Below are 15944 nucleotides of genomic sequence, written 5' to 3'. Positions count from 1 at the left end.
GGATGGCCGATTCCGCGCCGCGGGCGGCTACCGGTCCCCGGCGAACGTCACCGCGCCGTCATCGATGACGACGCCCCGCCGGAGCACGCCGTCGACGGTCCACCCGACCGTGTACGCGAGCGCGACGAACACGCCGTAGCCGGCGACCAGCGAGGCGAGGTCGTTCGCCGTCGTCGCGTCGGCGCCGAACGCCGTCGTCGCCAGCGCGGTGAGGAGGGCGGTGGTGACGAGCACGCCGACGACGTCCCGGCCGCGGACGGACAGCGGCGACGCCGCGACGCCGCCGGCGGCGACGCAGGCGCCGACGACCGCGGCGTCCGCGAGCGCGGCCGGGTCGAACACGCTCCCGGACGCTCCCCAGGAGACGCCGAGAACCAGTTGCACGCCGACGGCACCGGCGGTCCAGAGGACGAACTGACCGAGCAGGGAACGGGGACTCCGGGTCATCGGGTCGGGGACGGTGAGTGTGGTGGGCTGCGGATGCGGTGTCGGAGAGCGACTCGGTTACTCGCGGAGCTCGCGAACGCGCTCGATGTTCCACGCGAAGGACTTGCCGTCCTCCGTCGGCGTCTCCAGCACGAGCGGCACGTCGCGCAGGTCCTCGTGGTTGATGAACGCGCGCATGCCCTCCTCGCCGATGCGGCCCTCGCCGACGTGGGCGTGCTCGTCTTTGTTCGTCCCGCACTCGTGTTTCGAGTCGTTGAGGTGGACGCACTCCAGATGCTCCAGCCCGACGACCTCGTCGAGTTCGGCGACCGTCTCCGCGACGCCCTCGGCCGTCGAGAGGTCGTAGCCCGCGGCGAACGCGTGGGCGGTGTCGAGGCAGATGTCCAGGTCCTGCTCGGAGCGCTCCAGCACGGCCGCGAGGTGCTCGAAGTCGCCGCCGAGCTTGGTGCCCGAGCCGGCGTCCGACTCGACGAGGACGGTCACGCCGTCGGGGACCTCGAGCTCGTCGAGGGCGCTCGCGGCGTTGTCGAGCCCCTGCTCGACGCCCGCGCCGGTGTGGGCGCCGAGGTGGACGTTCACGTACGGGATATCGAGCGTCGCGGCGGCGTCGACCTCCTCCTGCATGGAGTCGACCGACTTCTCGCGGAGGTCGTCCTTCGGCGTGCAGAGGTTCACGAGGTACGACGAGTGGATGACCCACGGGCCGACGCCGTGTTCGTCGCTCAGCCCGCGAAACTGCTCGGCCTCGTCGTCGTCGATGTTCGGACTCTGCCACACCTGCGGGGAGTGAGTGAAGATCTGGCCGCAGTTGCCGCCGTCGTCGACCAGCGCGTCGACGGCGTTGTACGTGCCGCCGGCGATGGACTCGTGGGCGCCGATCCGGAGCGTCGCGTCGCTGTCTGCGCTCATACCCTCCGGTGACGAGTCGGGGGTCAAAGCGGCTTCGAAACCGGCCGCTCGCGGGAGTTCGCCGACGCCCAGGTGACCACGGCCGTTCGGGTTCTGACGGCCCGAAGCGACTATCGCCGACCCGGCTGCTCGCGAACCCAGCCGTCGCTGCGGTACTTCTCGTCGGCGATCTCCTCGGCCCGGTCGAGTTCCGCGTCGGTCCAGCCGCCCGCCTCGGCGTCGGCCCACCTCGCCAGCGCGTCCTCGAACGCGGCGACGGCCGCCTCGCGGGTCGCGTCTGCGTAGTCAGTTATCCCGCCGACGCGGTCGGCGAATCGCTCCTCCTCGACCCCGTGGTCGCGGAAGACCGCGAGGTGCTCGCGCGGCTTCGCGTCGAACGTGACAGAACCGTGCTGGATGACGCTCGCCTCCCGCCGGTACTGCGCGTTGCCCGAGAGCTTCCGTCCCGCGCCGCCGTCGGCGCACACGTCGTGGGCCGGATGGAGGGCGCGGAGATAGCACGCTGGGTGATAGATCGCCGGGCGCTCCTCGTCGGCGTAGTCGGCGTCGACGCCGAGCGCGCGAAAGGCGTCGAGGACTGGCTCACACAGCCGGTGGTAGGCGTCGAGGAGCTTCCCCGGCAACTCCGAAGCGGGTGCGGTGATCGAGTAGGAGACGTCGCCGTCGTGGTCGTGATAGATGCCGCCGCCGCCGGTCTGCCGGCGCGTCACGTCGACCCCGGCGTCGGCGCAGTGGTCCCAGTCGACCGTCTCGGGGTCCTGCGTGTATCCCATCGAGAGACACGACGGCTCCCAGCGGTACACGCGGACCGTGCGGGGGCCGCCGTCGGCGGCGGTCTCGGCGGCGACCTCATCGAGCGCCATGTTCAGCGGTCCCGGCCGCGACTCCTCGCGGATCAGTCGCCACTCCCGGTCGGCGAGCGGGCCCGCGGAGCCGTCGTCCGCGCCGACCGCGTCGCGCTCGGCGTCCGAATCGCTCATGGCGGAAGTCCGGCGCCGCGGGCCAAAGAGCCGCCGGTTGCCGACCAAAGAGCCGCCGGTCGCGAGCCGGCGGGTCGACGACCGAGCCATCGACCGGTCCCCGCCGCGAACTCCTTTTCACCTCGCGGCGACGACACACGGGTAATGGTCGGAAACGTCGCCGAAACGATGGCCGAGCTCGAGCCCGAGGACTTCTATCTCCTCTCGGGGGTCGAGCAGGGCATGCGCTTCTCGGAGTGGGTCAACGTCGAGAAGATCCCGGGGTACGCCGGGCTCTCCGAGGAGAACGCCGAGTACCGGATCGATCGCTGTGCCGACCGCGACCTGATCCGACGCGAGACGATCCAGTACGAGGGGTACCAGCTCACCTTCATGGGATACGACGCGCTGGCGCTGCACACGTTCGCCGAGCGCGAGACGGTCACCGGGATGGGCTCGTCGCTGGGCGTCGGGAAGGAAAGCGACGTGTACGAGGTGGAGACGTACCGTCCGATGGCGCTGAAGTTCCACCGCGAGGGGTACACCAACTTCCGCGAGGTGAACAAGGAGCGCGACTACACCAGCGACAACAATCACGTCTCCTGGCAGTACACCGCACGCAAGGCCGCCGAGCGCGAGTACGGCGCGCTGGAGGACCTCTATCCGCAGGTATCGGTGCCGCGGCCGATCGACCACAACCGCCACGCGATCGTGATGGAGAAGCTCCCCGGCCCGGAGCTGGCGAACGCGAAGCTTCGGTCGGAGCAGGCGGTGGGCGTGCTGGATCTTGTCCTCCGCGAGATGGATCTGGCCTACCGCGCGGGCTACGTCCACGCGGACATCTCCGAGTACAACGTCGCCGTCAGCGATGACGGGATCGTGATCTTCGACTGGCCCCAGTCGGTCGAGACGGACCACGAGAACGCCGACGAGCTGCTCGCGCGCGACGTGGACAACATCGTGAGCTACTTCGTCCGGAAGTACCCGAGCGAGACGCCCGACGTCGACGCCGACGCGGTCGCCGACGCGATCGTCGACGGCGAGTTCGAGTCGGTGCGAGCGTTCGCAGGCTCCGAGGCGTAGGCGACGGACGCACGCCGCTGCGGCGGGTTTTTCACGACCCGTCGTGAGCACTGGGCCGTGAACGAACTCGTCGCGGCGGCGCTTTTGGTCGGCGCCGTCTGGTCCCCGCGCCTCCTCGCCCGCTACCCCGAACCGCTCTCCAGGCCGTTCGTCGCGGCCGTCGGAACCCTCGCGGTCGCGTACGGCGGCCGGGAGTTCCTTCGCGGCTTCGGCGGCGGCTACTACTGCTGCTCGCACCTGTACTACGGGGTCGCGGGCTTCGTGCTCGTGATCGCCGGGTGGGTGGCTATCGTCCCCGCGCTCGGGGTCGGACCCCGGGTCCGTCGGGACGACCTCGGTGGAGCCGACGGGACCGACGACGCGAAACGCAGCCCTTAACAGCGATAGGACGGAACTACGACCAACTCGCTGGCAGGTGGGCCGCCAGTGGGCACCCGGTACGCCGGGACGAAATGTGACCGCTCGGGGGTTCCCCGACGCGGTTGAATCGCAAGCGCCCGCGGAGACCACCAATGGCACGAAGCTTCTACTCCCACATCAAGGAAGCCTGGCGGAACCAGGACGAGGGCAAGCTCGCGGAACTGCAGTGGCAGCGCAAACAGGACTGGCGCGACGAGGGCGCCATCGTCCGCATCGACCGACCGACCCGCCTCGACAAGGCGCGCGAGCTCGGCTACAAGGCCAAGCAGGGCGTCGTGATGACGCGCGTCTCCGTCCGCAAGGGCGGCGCGCGCAAGCAGCGCCACAAGGCGGGCCGCCGCTCGAAGCGCCAGGGCGTCAACCGCATCGGCCGCCGGAAGTCGATCCAGCGCATCGGCGAGGAGCGCGTTTCGCGGAAGTACCCGAACCTCCGCGTGCTCGCCTCCTACCCGGTCGGGCAGGACGGCTCCCAGAAGTGGACCGAAGTGATCCTCGTCGACCCCGAGCACCCCGCGATCGAGAACGACGACGAGCTCAACTGGATCTGCGACGACTCCCAGCGCGGCCGCGCGTTCCGCGGCCTCACGAACGCGGGCAAGAACAACCGCGGCTTGGATCAGCGCGGCAAGGGGACCGAGAAGACCCGTCCGTCGATCTCGCGCGGCGACCGCGGCGGCAAGTAACGCCCGCGACTCGACCGAATTCCCGTTTTTCGCCGATCCATCGCTCCACAGCGGTCGCGCCGCCTTCGGCGGCCCGTCCGGTCGCAGTCCTCCGGCGATCCCGGTCCGTCGCCGGCTGGCCGCGATCGAGGAACTCCTAAGGTCGGCCGTCCCCGAACGGAGGGCGATGGAGACGGACGGGCTGCCGGAGTCGGGCGACGACTGGAACGCGTTCGTCTCGTCGCTGGTCCGCCAGTACCGGTCGGCCCGCACCGGGACGACGCTGACGCTGGTGCTGCTCACCGCCGGCGTGTTCCTGCTGCAGGTCGTCGGAACGTACCTCACGGGCGCGTCGTCGGTGCGGGCGCTGACGGCGTTCCTCTATCTCCGCGGCGACGACTCGGTGTACCTCCTGTCGCTGTTCCTCCACCGCGGGGTGCCGCACTTCCTCTCGAACGTCCTCGTGTTGCTGGTGTTGGCTCCGCAGGAGCGCCACTTCTCGCCGCGGGGCTACTGGGCGTTCGTGGCGACCGGCGCAGTCCTCACGCTCGGGGTCGGCTACGCGGTGCTGCTCGCGTACAGTCCGGAGTCGAACGTCGCGTTCTACGGGATCAGCGGGCTCGGCTACGCGCTCGGCGGGTTCGCGCTGGTCCGCGGGATCCGCTTCCGGGGGCGGATCACGGAACTGGACGTCGTCGCCGCGCTCGTGGGGCTCTCGTCCGTCCTCGCGGTGGTCGGCAACCTCCTGGTGAGCCTCCCGCACGCGCCAGTCCAGGTCAACGGCGGCCACCTGTCCGGGCTCGTCCTCGGGCTCGCGGTCGGGGCGCTGTGGCGCGCCGGGAGAAGGGGATCGACCTCGGGCGACGCTCAGTAGTCACCCAGCGACGACTGTCCGCCCGAATCCCCGTCCGTGAGCCCCGCAAGCTCCGCGGCCGTCCGGATCGTCTCCTCGAACGCGTCGGCCTGGCTCCGGTCGTACAGCGTCGCCGCCGGGTGGAGACACACCAGCAGGCGGACCGCCGCGTCGCCGACGCGGGCGTCGAACACCTCGCCCGCCTCGTTCGTTACCGCGACCGAGCGGCCGAGGAGGTGTTGTGAGGGCACCTTTCCGAGCGTGACGACGAGTTCGGGATCGACGCGCGCGAGTTCTTCGGCGAGGTAGCCGCGGCAGTTGTCCAGTTCGTCGCTGTGGGGGTCGCGGTTGTCCGGCGGGCGGCAGCGCACGCAGTTGGTGATGCGCACGTCGGCGCGTGCGAGGCCGGCGTCCCGCAGCGCGTCGTCCAGCACCGTTCCCGAACGGCCGACGAAGGGCTCGCCCTGCTCGTCCTCGGTGGCACCCGGGGCCTCGCCGACGAACACGAGGTCGGCGTCGGTCGGCCCGGTCCCATTGACGATCCGCGAGCGCGACTCCGCGAGCGCCGGACAGCGCTCGCAGTCGGACACGCACAGGTCCCCGTCCAGCGACTGCTCGCTCATACGCGAACGCGACCCGCCGCGGAGGTAAACCTACCCGTCTCGGGCGTCCTTCGACGCCGAACTCGGTCCGGCATTCGACGCGGCTTCCGCCCGCCGCTCGGCGTACGTACGACCGGCGCGAGCCGCGAGCCTCGCCACCCGGAGCGGTTCGGGACGACCCTGTCCCTCGGGCGTGTGCGCGGTGACGATACGGCGAGCCGCGCCGGCGTCGACGCCGACCGGACGGACCCACACGTCGGGTTCGCGCTCGCTCTTTCGGTCGTCGTCACCGCTCCCGTCGATGTCGACCGCGTCGTCGCCGCCACCGCCGATCTCGTCGCCGTCAAGGGACAGCGGCTCCCGATCGGGAAGCGACTCGTAGACGGTCAGCCGTCGGTCGAGGGCGTCGCCGGTGAAGTGTTCGCGTAGGTGGGGTTCGAGCCCGGAGCTCGCCTCGAACGAGACCGCGACGACCGCGCGCTCGGCCGCCTCGTGGACGCGGCGGAGATCGATCAGGTTGAACCACGCCGGAGCGACGCCGGCGAGCAGGACGTGGCGCGCGTCCGGGCGCCCGAGCCGGTTGATGCACTCGACCACGGCGGCGGTCGCGTCGCTCCCGCCGACGGTACACGTCGAAAACGAGAGCCCGTCGACCACGCGGTCGGTCCGGACGACCGCGGCCGCGACCGTCGCGCGGGCGGGCGGCTCGTCGTCCGACCGGCCGTCGGCCGAGACGGCGACGCCGAGCGCGCGGGTTCCGGGGGTCACGGTGCTGTGTGGCGCGGCAGTCGGGGCCCGCTCGGCGACCGGACGACCGTCAGTCCTTGATCTCCTCGAGCGTGTCGAGGAGTTCGTCGTTCGAGGCTTCGAACTCGAACTCGATGTCGCCGTCGTGGTCGGCGTCGCCGCCGCCGTCGACGGTGTCCTCGTCGAGATCCGAATCGAGCGCCTGGTTCTCCTGTTCGGATTCGTCGTAGCTTCCGAAGCCCATACCGTCTATACATAGCCGATACCGCCAGAAATATCTGGGGGTCGGTCCGGTCGACGCGACGAGTCCGCGACTGCGTCGCTGCCGCGGCAGGTCGGCTTTTACGCGCGGCGCCACAGCGTTCGAACATGGACGCGGTCAACGTCACGAGCGAGGCCGAGGAGTTCACCTGCAACGCCTACTTCGTCGACGGCGGGGTGCCGACGCTCGTCGACGCGGGGACGATGCCGGGCGTCGTCGACGCGGTGGCCGAGCACACCGACGACCTCGACCGGGTGGTTCTCACGCACCAGCACCACGACCACGTGGGGGAGTTGGACGCGGTGCTCGACGCGTTCGACGCCGAACTGTACGCCTACGGCGATCACCCGCGGCGCGACCACGCGCTCGACGACGGCGACGAGGTCGAGATCGGCGACGAGACGGCCGAGGTCGTGTACACGCCGGGACACGCCACGGACCACGTCTCGCTGGTCGCGGAGACCGCGCTGTTCTCCGGCGACGTGGTCGTGTACAACGACGGCGCGTTCGACGACGGCTCGTTCGGCCGAACCGACATGGCGGGGCAGTCGCGCGAGCGACTCGTCGAGAGCCTTCGGGAGCTGCTCGACCGGCTCCCCGACTCCGTCGAGTCGCTGTACGCCGGCCACGGGGACGCGTTCCACGCCGAGGCCGGCGGCGATTCCGTCCGCGACGTGATCGAGCGGGCGCTCGCGCGCGCCGAACGCCGCGAGCCGAAGTACCCGGAGGAGTAGGGCGCGTTCGACGCCGTCCGCCGGGAAGTCGGCGGCACGGCGGCTGGCGACACTGTGGGTCGAAACAACTGCGGCGCCGGCGGGCGCGACGCCCGGCCGTCGCCGTTAGGCGGTTCTGGGCTCCTTCGCCTTGGGGCGGAGGTTCCCGTAGCCGCACTTGCGACAGTTGTCCGCGCGCTTCGGGTTCCGGGCGTTGCACCGCATGCAGATGAGTTTATCGAGCGTACGGCGCTCGGCCGCCTCGAAAGATGCCATACGTGTGTGAAGCGGCCGCGCCCGTGTTAACGGTTGCGAGTCGGGTCGGAACCCGAGCGGCGCTGGTCATCGGTACGGACGCCCGACTGAGAACCGCTCGGTCGCGACGGGTCGGCGGCGACTCGGCGTTACGCGCCGGCCTGCGCGAGCGCCTCCTCGAGGTCCTCGCGCTGGGTGACGCCGACGAAGCGGTCGACGACGCCGTCGTCGTTCTCGACGATGAGGGTCGGGAGCGAGCGCACCTGATACTGGTTCGCGATCTCCTGCTCTTCTTCGACGTCGACCTTCTCGAAACTCACGTCAGGGTAGTCAGCCTCGAGCTCGTCGAGGATCGGGTCCTGGGTCTTACAGGGGCCACACCAGTCCGCGTAGAAGTCCTTGAGTCGAACGCTCATGCCGACCGCCCGTTGCGACGGGCCGCGCATAAGGATTACTCACTGGCCGCCCTCGTCCGGCCGCGCGGGAGTGCCGGTCGAAAGGCTTAGGCGGACGACCCACGATCACCGCAGTATGAGCAGCGGAGAAAACAGCGGCGGCCTGATGTCCAGCGCGGGGCTCGTCCGCTATTTCGACGCGGAGGACCGCAACGCGATCCGGATCGACCCGAAGACCGTCGTCGCCTTCGGGCTCCTCTTCGGCATCCTCGTGTTGATCCTCGGGTTCGCGTTCTGACTCCGTCCGAACGACAGCTTTTCACTCGCAGCCCGTCGATTCTCCCGCATGAAAGCGGGCGTTATCGCCGTCCAGGGCGACGTCTCGGAGCACGCCGACGCGGTCCGCCGCGCGGCCGCGAGCCACGGCGTCGACGTGGCGGTCGTCGAGATCCGCGACGCCGGCGTCGTCCCGGAGTGTGACGTGTTGCTCATGCCCGGCGGGGAGTCGACGACGATCTCCCGGCTGTTGCGTGAGGAAGGAATCGACGAGGAGATCCGCGCGCACGTCGCCGCGGACAAGCCGCTGCTCGCGACGTGTGCGGGGCTCATCGTCGCCTCTCGCGACGCCAAGGACGACCGGGTTGCGACGCTCGACCTCCTCGACGTGAGCGTCGACCGCAACGCGTTCGGTCGGCAGGCGGACTCCTTCGAGGCGCCGCTGTCAGTGACCGGGCTCGACGACCCGTTCCCGGCGGTGTTCATCCGCGCGCCGGTCATCGACAGCGAGTCCGTGGGCTCGAAGGGGAGCGGCGAAGCCGCGAGCGAGCTCGACGAGGGGGTCGAGGTGCTCGCCGAGTGGGACGGCGACCCCGTCGCCGTCAAGCAGGGTTCGGTGATCGCCACCTCGTTCCACCCCGAGTTGACGCCCGACTCCCGGATCCACGATCTGGCGTTCTTCGGGCAGGAGCACGCGGCGATCCCGACGGACGCCGATGCGGACGCGGAGGTCGACGCGTGAGCGACGACGCCGCGGCCGACACAGACTCCGATGTCCCCGACGGCGACTCCGATCCCGAGTCGACCGCGGTCGCCGACGAGGAGGTGCTCGACGCGCTGTTCGCGACGATCGAGGACCGAAAGGAGCGCCTCCCCGAGGGCTCGTACACCGCCTCGCTGTTCACCCACGAGAAAGGCGAGAACGCGGTGCTCGAGAAGATCGGCGAGGAGACGACCGAGACGATCCTCGCGGCGAAAGACGACGACGACGAGGAGCTGACTGCGGAGGCGGCCGACCTCGTGTACCACCTGCTCGTGCTGTTCGCACGGAAGGACCTCGACGTGGCGGACCTGCGGGCGGAGCTACGCGATCGCTTCTGAGAGCCGGATCCCGCTCGGTCCGGGTCGTCGTGTGGAAGTTCTGACGGACCCGGTGTCCTTATCGGGGTCGCCGGCGCACGGCGGGGTATGCAGGCAGTCACACTCGGTCCCGCCGGCACGTACTCCCATCGCGCCGCGCGGGCCGTCGCCGACGACGTCGCCTTCCGCGAGTCGGTCACGGCTATCGTCGAGTCCGTGGCCGACGGCGAGTACGACCGCGGGGTCGTTCCCGTCGAGAACAGCATCGAGGGAAGCGTCACCGAGAGCCTCGACGCGCTCATCGAGGCGGACGTGGCGGTCGTCCGCGAGCTCGTCACGCCGATCCGCCACGCGCTGTTGGCGCAAGCGGAGACGTTCGACGTGGTCGCCTCCCACTCGCAGGCGCTCGCGCAGTGTCGCGACTACCTGGAACGCGAGTACCCCGACGCCCAGCGGGAGGCCGTCGCCTCCACGGCTCGCGGCGTCGAGCGAGCCCGCGAGGATCCGACGGTCGCCGGCATCGGCCATCCCGCGAACGCCGCCGACGACGACGGCGTCGACCTGCGCGTGCTCGCCGAGGACATCCAGGACCAGTCGTCGAACGCGACGCGGTTCCTCGTCATCGCCGGCGACGACGAGCGGACCGAGGCCGGCGGCAAGACCTCGGTCGTCGTCTACCCCAGCGCGAACTACCCCGGGCTGCTGCTGGAGCTGCTCGAGGCGTTCGCCGACCGCGACGTGAACCTCTCGCGCATCGAGTCGCGCCCGAGCGGCGAGCGACTCGGCGACTACCTGTTCCACATCGACTTCGAGGCCGGCCTGTACGAGGAGCGAGCACAGGCGGCGCTCGCCGATGTGGAGGATCTCGTCGGCGACGGCTGGGTCCGCGTCCTCGGCTCGTACGACACCGAGCACGTGGTGTACTGAGCCGGTTCGCGACCCGAACCGACGGCTGTCGGATCGGCTGGCGAACAGGCGACGCCCCGCGACGGCACCCCGACGCCGGCGTCGCGCACCCGCTTCCCGCCGGGGACCGTGCTCACCGCACGGCGGCCCTGGTCCCGGCTTCCGACTTCAACGTTCGCGGGAAGCGGAGAACGGATCCGTGTGGTCGGCGGCGCGTCAGCCGGTCGCGGTCGAGCTACGGCCGGGACGGCAGCGGGTTCATCTGCTCTGTCACTCGGCGGCGGCGACCTCGCCGGCGTGGTACGCCTCGGCGTACTCGACGAAGTTGCTCAGGACCTTCAGTCCGGTCTCGCCGCTCTTCTCCGGGTGGAACTGCGTGCCGATCACGTTCCCCGCCTCGTTGGCTGCGACGGCCGCGAATCGGCGGCCGTACTCGCAGGATGCGATGGTGCGATCGGTCACGTCCGCGCAGTACGAGTGGACGAAGTACGCGTAGTCGCCGGCGTCGATCCCGTCCGTGATCGGGTGATCGCGTTCGGGCACGAGTTCGTTCCAGCCCATGTGCGGCACCTTCACCGAGTCGGGGAGTCGCTCGACGCGCCCCGGGATGAGACCGAGTCCCTCGACGGTCTCGCCCTCGGGGGCGCCCTCGGTGCTCTCCTCGTACATGAGCTGGAGCCCGACGCAGACGCCGAGGATCGGCGTGTCCTCGGCCTTCTCGATCAGTACGTCGTGGAACGGCTCGGAGTTGGTCACACACTCCTGAAACGCGCCGACGCCCGGGAGCACGAGCGCCTCCGCGTCGCGGATCGCGTCTGGGTCGTCGGAGACCACCACGTCCGCGCCGGCCCGTTCGAGTCCGCGGCGGAGGCTCCGGAGGTTGCCCACGCCGTAGTCGATGACGGTGACGTTCATATCCGACCTGCGGGACGGGCGGTGAAAACGGTTACCCGTCGGTGCCCGCGTCCGCGAGGCGTAGGTGTCGTCTCGAGACCGGATATCGAGCCGTGAAGCGGGCTATCACGCGTCCAGCGGTGTTTAATACCTGATGAGACGTTTCTTAACTCGGTGATATTTCATGAGTAACATTACTCCCTTCGACGAGATGAACCGGATGTTCGACCGCATGTCCCGCAACGTCGGGCGAATGGACTGGGGCGACCTCGACGGGATGCGACGCTCGGGTATCGACGTCGACATGGCCGAGTACGACGACGAGATCGCGGTAATGGCCGACCTCCCCGGCTTCGAGACGGAGGACATCGACCTGACCGTCCGCGACGGCGTCCTCTCGATCCGCGCCGAGCACGAGATCAGCCACGAGGAGAGCGACGACGCCGGCGCGTACCTGCGCCGCGAGCGCCGCGCCGAGTCGCTGCGCCGCTCGATCACCCTCCCCGCCGAGGTCCGCGAGGACGACGCGAGCGCGACCTACGCCAACGGCGTGCTCACCGTCACCCTCCCCAAGGTCCACGCGGACGAGGAGGGCGACGAGGGCCACCACATCGACGTGAACTGATCGGGCGGATCGACTGACCTCCGATCGGTATTTCGTTCCTCGCTATCGCGTTCCATCTTTCCCTGCTATCACACCTCTCTTTCTTCAGTCACTCCCTGTCGCCCCGGTCGACAGCGACCACGATTGACGCTCGCCGGGGCCGATGCCGGCCGGATTCGACGCCGATTTGGGCGCCGATCGCGTTCTATCGTCCGTGTCCGAGTCCACGTCGTCGACGGAGACCACGCCCGGAACGCCCCGCGACCGCGCGGTCGCCGCCGCGGCGTGGGGACTCGCCGCGGTCCACCTCGGCGTGTCGCTGGCGGGCGTCCTCGCCTTCCTCGACGCCCCGGGCTGGTCCGCCGGCTTCGCGGGGCCGGCCGACGGCGGCCTCCTCGCGGGTGTCGTCGCGCTGGCGGCCCTCGCGGGCGCGTGGCGCGGCGGCGCGCCGGCGAGCGCGACGGACCGCGCTCGCCGAGTCGAGGTCGCCGGCGGTCTGATCGTCCTGCCGGGCGCGTGGGTGGCGCTGCTCGCAGCGTTCGCCCCGCGAACCGTGTTCGTCGACCTCCCGTTCGTCCTGCTCCCGCTCGTCGGCAACTTCCTGCCGGCGCTGGCGGTGTTCGTCGTCGTGTACGGCTTCGGCCCGTTCGCGGCGGGCCCCGACGCACGGCGCGACGTGGATCTCGACTGGAACGAACGGGAGTGAGAAAGTCGAACGTGAGTGAGTGTGAGGGGAAGTCGCGCGGCGCCCGCTACTCCGCGATATCGATCGCCGGGCGAGCCGGCTCGGCCTCGTTCGCGACCGCGTCGTCCGCCTCCTCGGCCGACAGCACCCGAACCGGCGCCTCGAACTCGCGTTCGATGAGCCACGCCGCCGCCTCCAGCGCCTCGCGCTCACGGTCGGGAGCCAACGCGAGGCGCAACGCCTCGCGCTCGGCCTGCAGGTCCTTCGCGTAGTCGGAGGCGGCCGAGCCGTGCCGCTGGATCTCCGGCTTTTGCATCAGCTCGCCGACCAGGTTCGGCGCGTCGCTGTCGATGGCGATCTCCAGCGCCTCGTGCTTCCACTCGGGAGCGACGACCACGTCGACGCGCTCGGGATCCTCGATCCCCGCCACGTCGACGATGTTGCGCACGTCCTCGCGGGTGTTCTCGACAAGCTGGCGGCGCTTGTCGACTTCCTCCAAGTCGGCGTCGGCGGTCGGCCAGTCGGCGTCGACCAGCAGTCCGTCGCCGGCGGGCAGCTCCGCGTACAGCTCCTCGGTCAGATGCGGCGCGACGGGGGCAAGCAGTTTGATCGCCGCCTCCAGCCCGCGCTCGAACGTGGGCGCGTGCACCTCGTCGACGTACGTGCGGTAGCTCCGTAGCGTCCCGACGAGCTGCTGTGCCTCGCGCGTCGCCAGATCGAAGCCCAGGCCGTCGAAGTTCTCCGTGGCGACGGCGACCGCGGCGTCGACCTCCGAGCGGACGTACCGGGCGGCCGGGTCGGCGTCGCCGTCCTCGTCAGCATCGCCGTCGGCGTCGCTCCCGGCGAACGAACGCACGGTCTCGGCCAGCCGCCCCAGGAACCGGTGGGTCGACTTGACGCCCTCCTCGGACCAGTCGAAGGCCGTGTCGGGGCGGGCCGCCTGCATCATGAACAGGCGCGCGGTGTCGGCGCCGTACTCGTCGACGATGCGTTGGGGGGAGACGGTGTTGCCCTTCGATTTGGACATCTTCTCGCCCTCCAACTGCACCATGCCCTGTCCCAGCAGGTTCGTGAACGGCTCGCGGTGCTCCAGCATGTCCATGTCCGCGATGGCCTTCGTGGCGAACCGCGCGTACAGCAGGTGCATCACGGCGTGCTCCAGGCCGCCGACGTACTGGTCGACCGGCATCCAGTCGTTCGCGCGCTCGGCGTCGAACGGCGCGTCGTCTAAGTCCGGCGAGACGTAGCGCAGGAAGTACCACGAGGAGTCGACGAACGTGTCCATCGTGTCCGTTTCCCGCACTGCGTCGGCGCCGCAGTCGGGACACGTGGTGTGTTTCCACTCGGTGGCGGCGTCAAGCGGGTTCCCGGTCGTGTTGACGAACTCCGGCAGTTCGACCGGCAGGTCCTCCTCGGGCACCATGACGGGGCCGCAGTCGTCGCAGTGGATCACCGGGATCGGGGTTCCCCAGTAGCGCTGCCGGGAGATCAGCCAGTCGCGCAGGCGGTACTGTGTGTGGAACTCCGCGGAGGCGATGTCGGCGGTCAGCGCCTCGCGCGCCGCCGCGCTCGACAGGCCGTCGTACTCTCCGCTGTTGACGACAACGCCGTCCTCGGTGTAGGCGTCCTCGCTCACGTCCGGGGGCTCGGGCGCCGCGTCGGTATCGTCGTCCTCGAGTTCGGGCGCGACGACGGGGACGATGTCGACGCCCATGCGCTCGGCGAACGCGTGGTCGCGCTCGTCGTGGCCGGGGACGCCCATCAGCGCGCCCGTTCCCACGTCCGAGAGGACGAAGTCGGCGACGAACACGGGCACCTCCTCGCCGGTCGCGGGGTTGGTGGCGGTCAGCCCCGTCTCGATGCCGTTCGGCTCGTCGCCGTCGGGGTCGGCGACCTCCTCGACGAAGTGGGAAACCTCGTCGTTCTCCGCCGCTAGCTCCTCGGAGATGGGGTGGTCCGGCGCCAGCGCGAAGAACGTCGCGCCGTGGACGGTGTCCAGCCGGGTGGTGAACGCCTCCACGGGACCGTAGGTCCGCGGCTCCTCCCCGTCGCCGCTCCCCGAGGCGCTTCGCGCCTCGCTCACCTCGAACTCGACGCGTGAACCCTCCTGCTTGCCGATCCAGTTGCGCTGCATCTCGCGGACGCTGTCGGGCCACCCCTCCAGGTCGTCGATGGCCGAACGCAGTTCGTCGGCGTACTCGGTGATCCCCAGCGTCCACTGGTCCAGTTCGCGCTGCTCGACCAGCGTGTCACAGCGCCAGCAGTGTTCGTCCTCGCCTTCGACCTGCTCGTCCGCCAGGACGGTCTCACAGGAGGGACACCAGTTCACCTCGGCGGCGCGCCGCTCGACCAGGCCCTCCTCGTGAAACTGCTCGAAGAGCCACTGGTTCCAGCGGTAGTACTCCGGCTCGCAGGTGGTGATCTCCCGATCCCAGTCGTAGCCGAACCCCATCGCCTCCATCTGCCCGCGCATGGTGTCGATGCAGTCCATCGTCCAGTCGCGCGGGTTCGAGTCGCGCTCCTTGGCGGCGTTCTCGGCGGGCAACCCGAACGAGTCCCACCCCATCGGATGAAGCACGTCGTCGCCCTGCATCCGCCGGTAGCGGGCGTACGCGTCCGTGATCGTGTAGTTACGGACGTGGCCCATGTGGAGCTTCCCCGACGGGTACGGGAACATCCCCAGCACGTACGTCGGATCCTCGGCGTCGTCCGGCGTCCGGTAGGCGTCGGCCTCCGCCCACGCCTCCTGCCAGCGTCGTTCGACCGCCGTGTGGTCGTAACCCTCCTCGGACATCTCTTATGTGCTCGTTCGGCCGCTTCCGCCCCTATACCTTTCCATCGAACACGGCGGTAGTACCGACTCGCGACCGGTCTCAGGATGTGCCAACCGACACAAGCGATATGCTGTCATCGAACGTATGCTTGTACATGAGTACCGACACCGACATCCGCGACGCGGACGACGACGCCGGCCTCCTGAAGACGACCTACCGGACGGTCACGCCCGGCTACACATCGCACTCGGACGACGAGATGAACGTGGTCGGCTGGGCGGTGTTTCTCGGCCTGCTCGTGCTCTTGGTCCCGTTGCTCCCGTTTGTCGCGGTTGTCTGGGGCGTGAGCAAGGTGATCGAGGCGATCTTTGGCGAGGCGGAGTCCGCGGAGTGAGCGGACCCGAGGTGTCGATCGAGC

General features: G+C 69.8%; 22 protein-coding genes. 12 read left to right on the top strand and 10 right to left on the bottom strand.

Annotation, left to right across the window (positions count from 1 at the left end; all coding sequences use genetic code 11):
• Window positions 1-27: 27 nt before the first annotated feature.
• The 3 genes from K6T25_RS04510 to K6T25_RS04500 all read right to left on the bottom strand — a co-directional run bounded on the left by K6T25_RS04510 (window position 28) and on the right by K6T25_RS04500 (window position 2336).
• Window positions 28-447 (bottom strand): hypothetical protein, encoded by a 420-nt coding sequence (locus K6T25_RS04510; protein ID WP_222916846.1) that lies wholly within the window; start codon window positions 445-447, stop codon window positions 28-30.
• 57 nt (window positions 448-504) lie between these two features.
• Window positions 505-1356, bottom strand: coding sequence for a deoxyribonuclease IV (locus tag K6T25_RS04505; RefSeq protein ID WP_222916845.1), 852 nt, complete (start codon window positions 1354-1356; stop codon window positions 505-507).
• Between the two features lie 110 nt (window positions 1357-1466).
• Window positions 1467-2336, bottom strand: coding sequence for a lipoate--protein ligase family protein (locus tag K6T25_RS04500; protein WP_222916843.1), 870 nt, complete (start codon window positions 2334-2336; stop codon window positions 1467-1469).
• A gap of 144 nt (window positions 2337-2480) precedes the next feature.
• Between K6T25_RS04500 and K6T25_RS04495 the strand changes: the two genes are divergently transcribed.
• From K6T25_RS04495 to K6T25_RS04480, 4 genes are all read left to right on the top strand, one after another.
• On the top strand, window positions 2481-3398 hold the full coding sequence (locus tag K6T25_RS04495) for a serine/threonine-protein kinase RIO2 (RefSeq protein ID WP_222916842.1): 918 nt from the start codon (window positions 2481-2483) through the stop codon (window positions 3396-3398).
• Between the two features lie 57 nt (window positions 3399-3455).
• Window positions 3456-3776 carry a hypothetical protein gene (locus K6T25_RS04490; RefSeq protein ID WP_222916840.1) on the top strand — a complete coding sequence of 107 codons (321 nt, stop codon included), beginning with the start codon at window positions 3456-3458 and terminating at the stop codon, window positions 3774-3776.
• A gap of 134 nt (window positions 3777-3910) precedes the next feature.
• Window positions 3911-4501 carry a 50S ribosomal protein L15e gene (locus K6T25_RS04485; RefSeq protein WP_222916839.1) on the top strand — a complete coding sequence of 197 codons (591 nt, stop codon included), beginning with the start codon at window positions 3911-3913 and terminating at the stop codon, window positions 4499-4501.
• A 166-nt stretch (window positions 4502-4667) separates the two neighbouring features.
• Window positions 4668-5354 (top strand): rhomboid family intramembrane serine protease, encoded by a 687-nt coding sequence (locus tag K6T25_RS04480; protein ID WP_222916837.1) that lies wholly within the window; start codon window positions 4668-4670, stop codon window positions 5352-5354.
• Here K6T25_RS04480 and K6T25_RS04475 read toward each other — a convergent pair.
• Genes K6T25_RS04475 through K6T25_RS04465 form a run of 3 tightly spaced genes read right to left on the bottom strand, consistent with a single transcriptional unit; the run spans window position 5348 to window position 6926 of the window.
• Window positions 5348-5956: a uracil-DNA glycosylase gene (locus K6T25_RS04475; RefSeq protein WP_222916836.1), complete on the bottom strand. Its 609-nt coding sequence runs from the start codon at window positions 5954-5956 to the stop codon at window positions 5348-5350. The two genes, K6T25_RS04480 and K6T25_RS04475, sit on opposite strands and share 7 nt — an antisense overlap.
• 30 nt (window positions 5957-5986) lie before the next feature.
• Window positions 5987-6703 (bottom strand): endonuclease dU, encoded by a 717-nt coding sequence (locus K6T25_RS04470; protein ID WP_222916834.1) that lies wholly within the window; start codon window positions 6701-6703, stop codon window positions 5987-5989.
• Window positions 6704-6752: 49 nt separating this feature from the next.
• Complete coding sequence (locus K6T25_RS04465) at window positions 6753-6926, bottom strand: DUF5786 family protein (RefSeq protein ID WP_222916833.1); 174 nt, start codon at window positions 6924-6926, stop codon at window positions 6753-6755.
• Window positions 6927-7051: 125 nt separating this feature from the next.
• On the opposite strand from K6T25_RS04465, the gene K6T25_RS04460 reads away from it, so the two are divergent.
• Complete coding sequence (locus tag K6T25_RS04460; RefSeq protein WP_222916831.1) at window positions 7052-7678, top strand: MBL fold metallo-hydrolase; 627 nt, start codon at window positions 7052-7054, stop codon at window positions 7676-7678.
• A gap of 105 nt (window positions 7679-7783) precedes the next feature.
• On the opposite strand, the gene K6T25_RS04455 is transcribed toward K6T25_RS04460, so the two are convergent.
• Together K6T25_RS04455 and K6T25_RS04450 are read right to left on the bottom strand one after the other, a co-directional pair.
• Window positions 7784-7933: a 50S ribosomal protein L40e gene (locus K6T25_RS04455; protein ID WP_222916830.1), complete on the bottom strand. Its 150-nt coding sequence runs from the start codon at window positions 7931-7933 to the stop codon at window positions 7784-7786.
• A 128-nt stretch (window positions 7934-8061) separates the two neighbouring features.
• Entirely contained in the window at window positions 8062-8328 is a 267-nt protein-coding gene (locus K6T25_RS04450) for a thioredoxin family protein (protein ID WP_222916828.1), read from the bottom strand.
• A gap of 115 nt (window positions 8329-8443) precedes the next feature.
• Here K6T25_RS04450 and K6T25_RS04445 point away from each other — a divergent pair, with 115 nt between their 5' ends.
• The 4 genes from K6T25_RS04445 (at window position 8444) to pheA (ending at window position 10590) form a co-directional block, all read left to right on the top strand.
• Window positions 8444-8605 carry a preprotein translocase subunit Sec61beta gene (locus K6T25_RS04445; RefSeq protein WP_222916827.1) on the top strand — a complete coding sequence of 54 codons (162 nt, stop codon included), beginning with the start codon at window positions 8444-8446 and terminating at the stop codon, window positions 8603-8605.
• Between the two features lie 48 nt (window positions 8606-8653).
• On the top strand, window positions 8654-9325 hold the full coding sequence (pdxT, locus tag K6T25_RS04440) for a pyridoxal 5'-phosphate synthase glutaminase subunit PdxT (protein ID WP_222916825.1): 672 nt from the start codon (window positions 8654-8656) through the stop codon (window positions 9323-9325).
• Window positions 9322-9684, top strand: coding sequence for a phosphoribosyl-ATP diphosphatase (gene hisE, locus K6T25_RS04435; RefSeq protein ID WP_222916824.1), 363 nt, complete (start codon window positions 9322-9324; stop codon window positions 9682-9684). Before pdxT ends, hisE begins: the two co-directional genes overlap by 4 nt.
• Before the next feature lie 87 nt (window positions 9685-9771).
• A complete protein-coding gene (gene pheA / locus K6T25_RS04430) occupies window positions 9772-10590 on the top strand; it encodes a prephenate dehydratase (RefSeq protein WP_222916822.1) in 819 nt (272 codons plus the stop codon).
• Window positions 10591-10839: 249 nt separating this feature from the next.
• On the opposite strand, the gene hisH is transcribed toward pheA, so the two are convergent.
• Complete coding sequence (hisH, locus tag K6T25_RS04425) at window positions 10840-11484, bottom strand: imidazole glycerol phosphate synthase subunit HisH (protein WP_222916821.1); 645 nt, start codon at window positions 11482-11484, stop codon at window positions 10840-10842.
• A 163-nt stretch (window positions 11485-11647) separates the two neighbouring features.
• On the opposite strand from hisH, the gene K6T25_RS04420 reads away from it, so the two are divergent.
• Together K6T25_RS04420 and K6T25_RS04415 are read left to right on the top strand one after the other, a co-directional pair.
• Window positions 11648-12088 (top strand): Hsp20/alpha crystallin family protein, encoded by a 441-nt coding sequence (locus K6T25_RS04420; RefSeq protein WP_222916820.1) that lies wholly within the window; start codon window positions 11648-11650, stop codon window positions 12086-12088.
• Between the two features lie 193 nt (window positions 12089-12281).
• Window positions 12282-12773: a hypothetical protein gene (locus K6T25_RS04415; RefSeq protein ID WP_222916818.1), complete on the top strand. Its 492-nt coding sequence runs from the start codon at window positions 12282-12284 to the stop codon at window positions 12771-12773.
• Between the two features lie 46 nt (window positions 12774-12819).
• Here K6T25_RS04415 and leuS read toward each other — a convergent pair whose 3' ends face one another.
• The gene (gene leuS, locus K6T25_RS04410; RefSeq protein WP_222916816.1) at window positions 12820-15546 is read right to left on the bottom strand and encodes a leucine--tRNA ligase; all 2727 of its coding nucleotides are present in this window, start codon (window positions 15544-15546) and stop codon (window positions 12820-12822) included.
• 134 nt (window positions 15547-15680) lie between these two features.
• On the opposite strand from leuS, the gene K6T25_RS04405 reads away from it, so the two are divergent.
• Complete coding sequence (locus K6T25_RS04405; RefSeq protein WP_222916814.1) at window positions 15681-15920, top strand: DUF7535 family protein; 240 nt, start codon at window positions 15681-15683, stop codon at window positions 15918-15920.
• Window positions 15921-15944: the final 24 nt, after the last annotated feature.

Source organism: Halobaculum rubrum (genome assembly GCF_019880225.1).
GTDB classification, from domain to species: domain Archaea; phylum Halobacteriota; class Halobacteria; order Halobacteriales; family Haloferacaceae; genus Halobaculum; species Halobaculum rubrum.
Note: the sequence above shows the minus strand (reverse complement) of the source record. Positions and strands in the feature narration are given on the sequence as shown.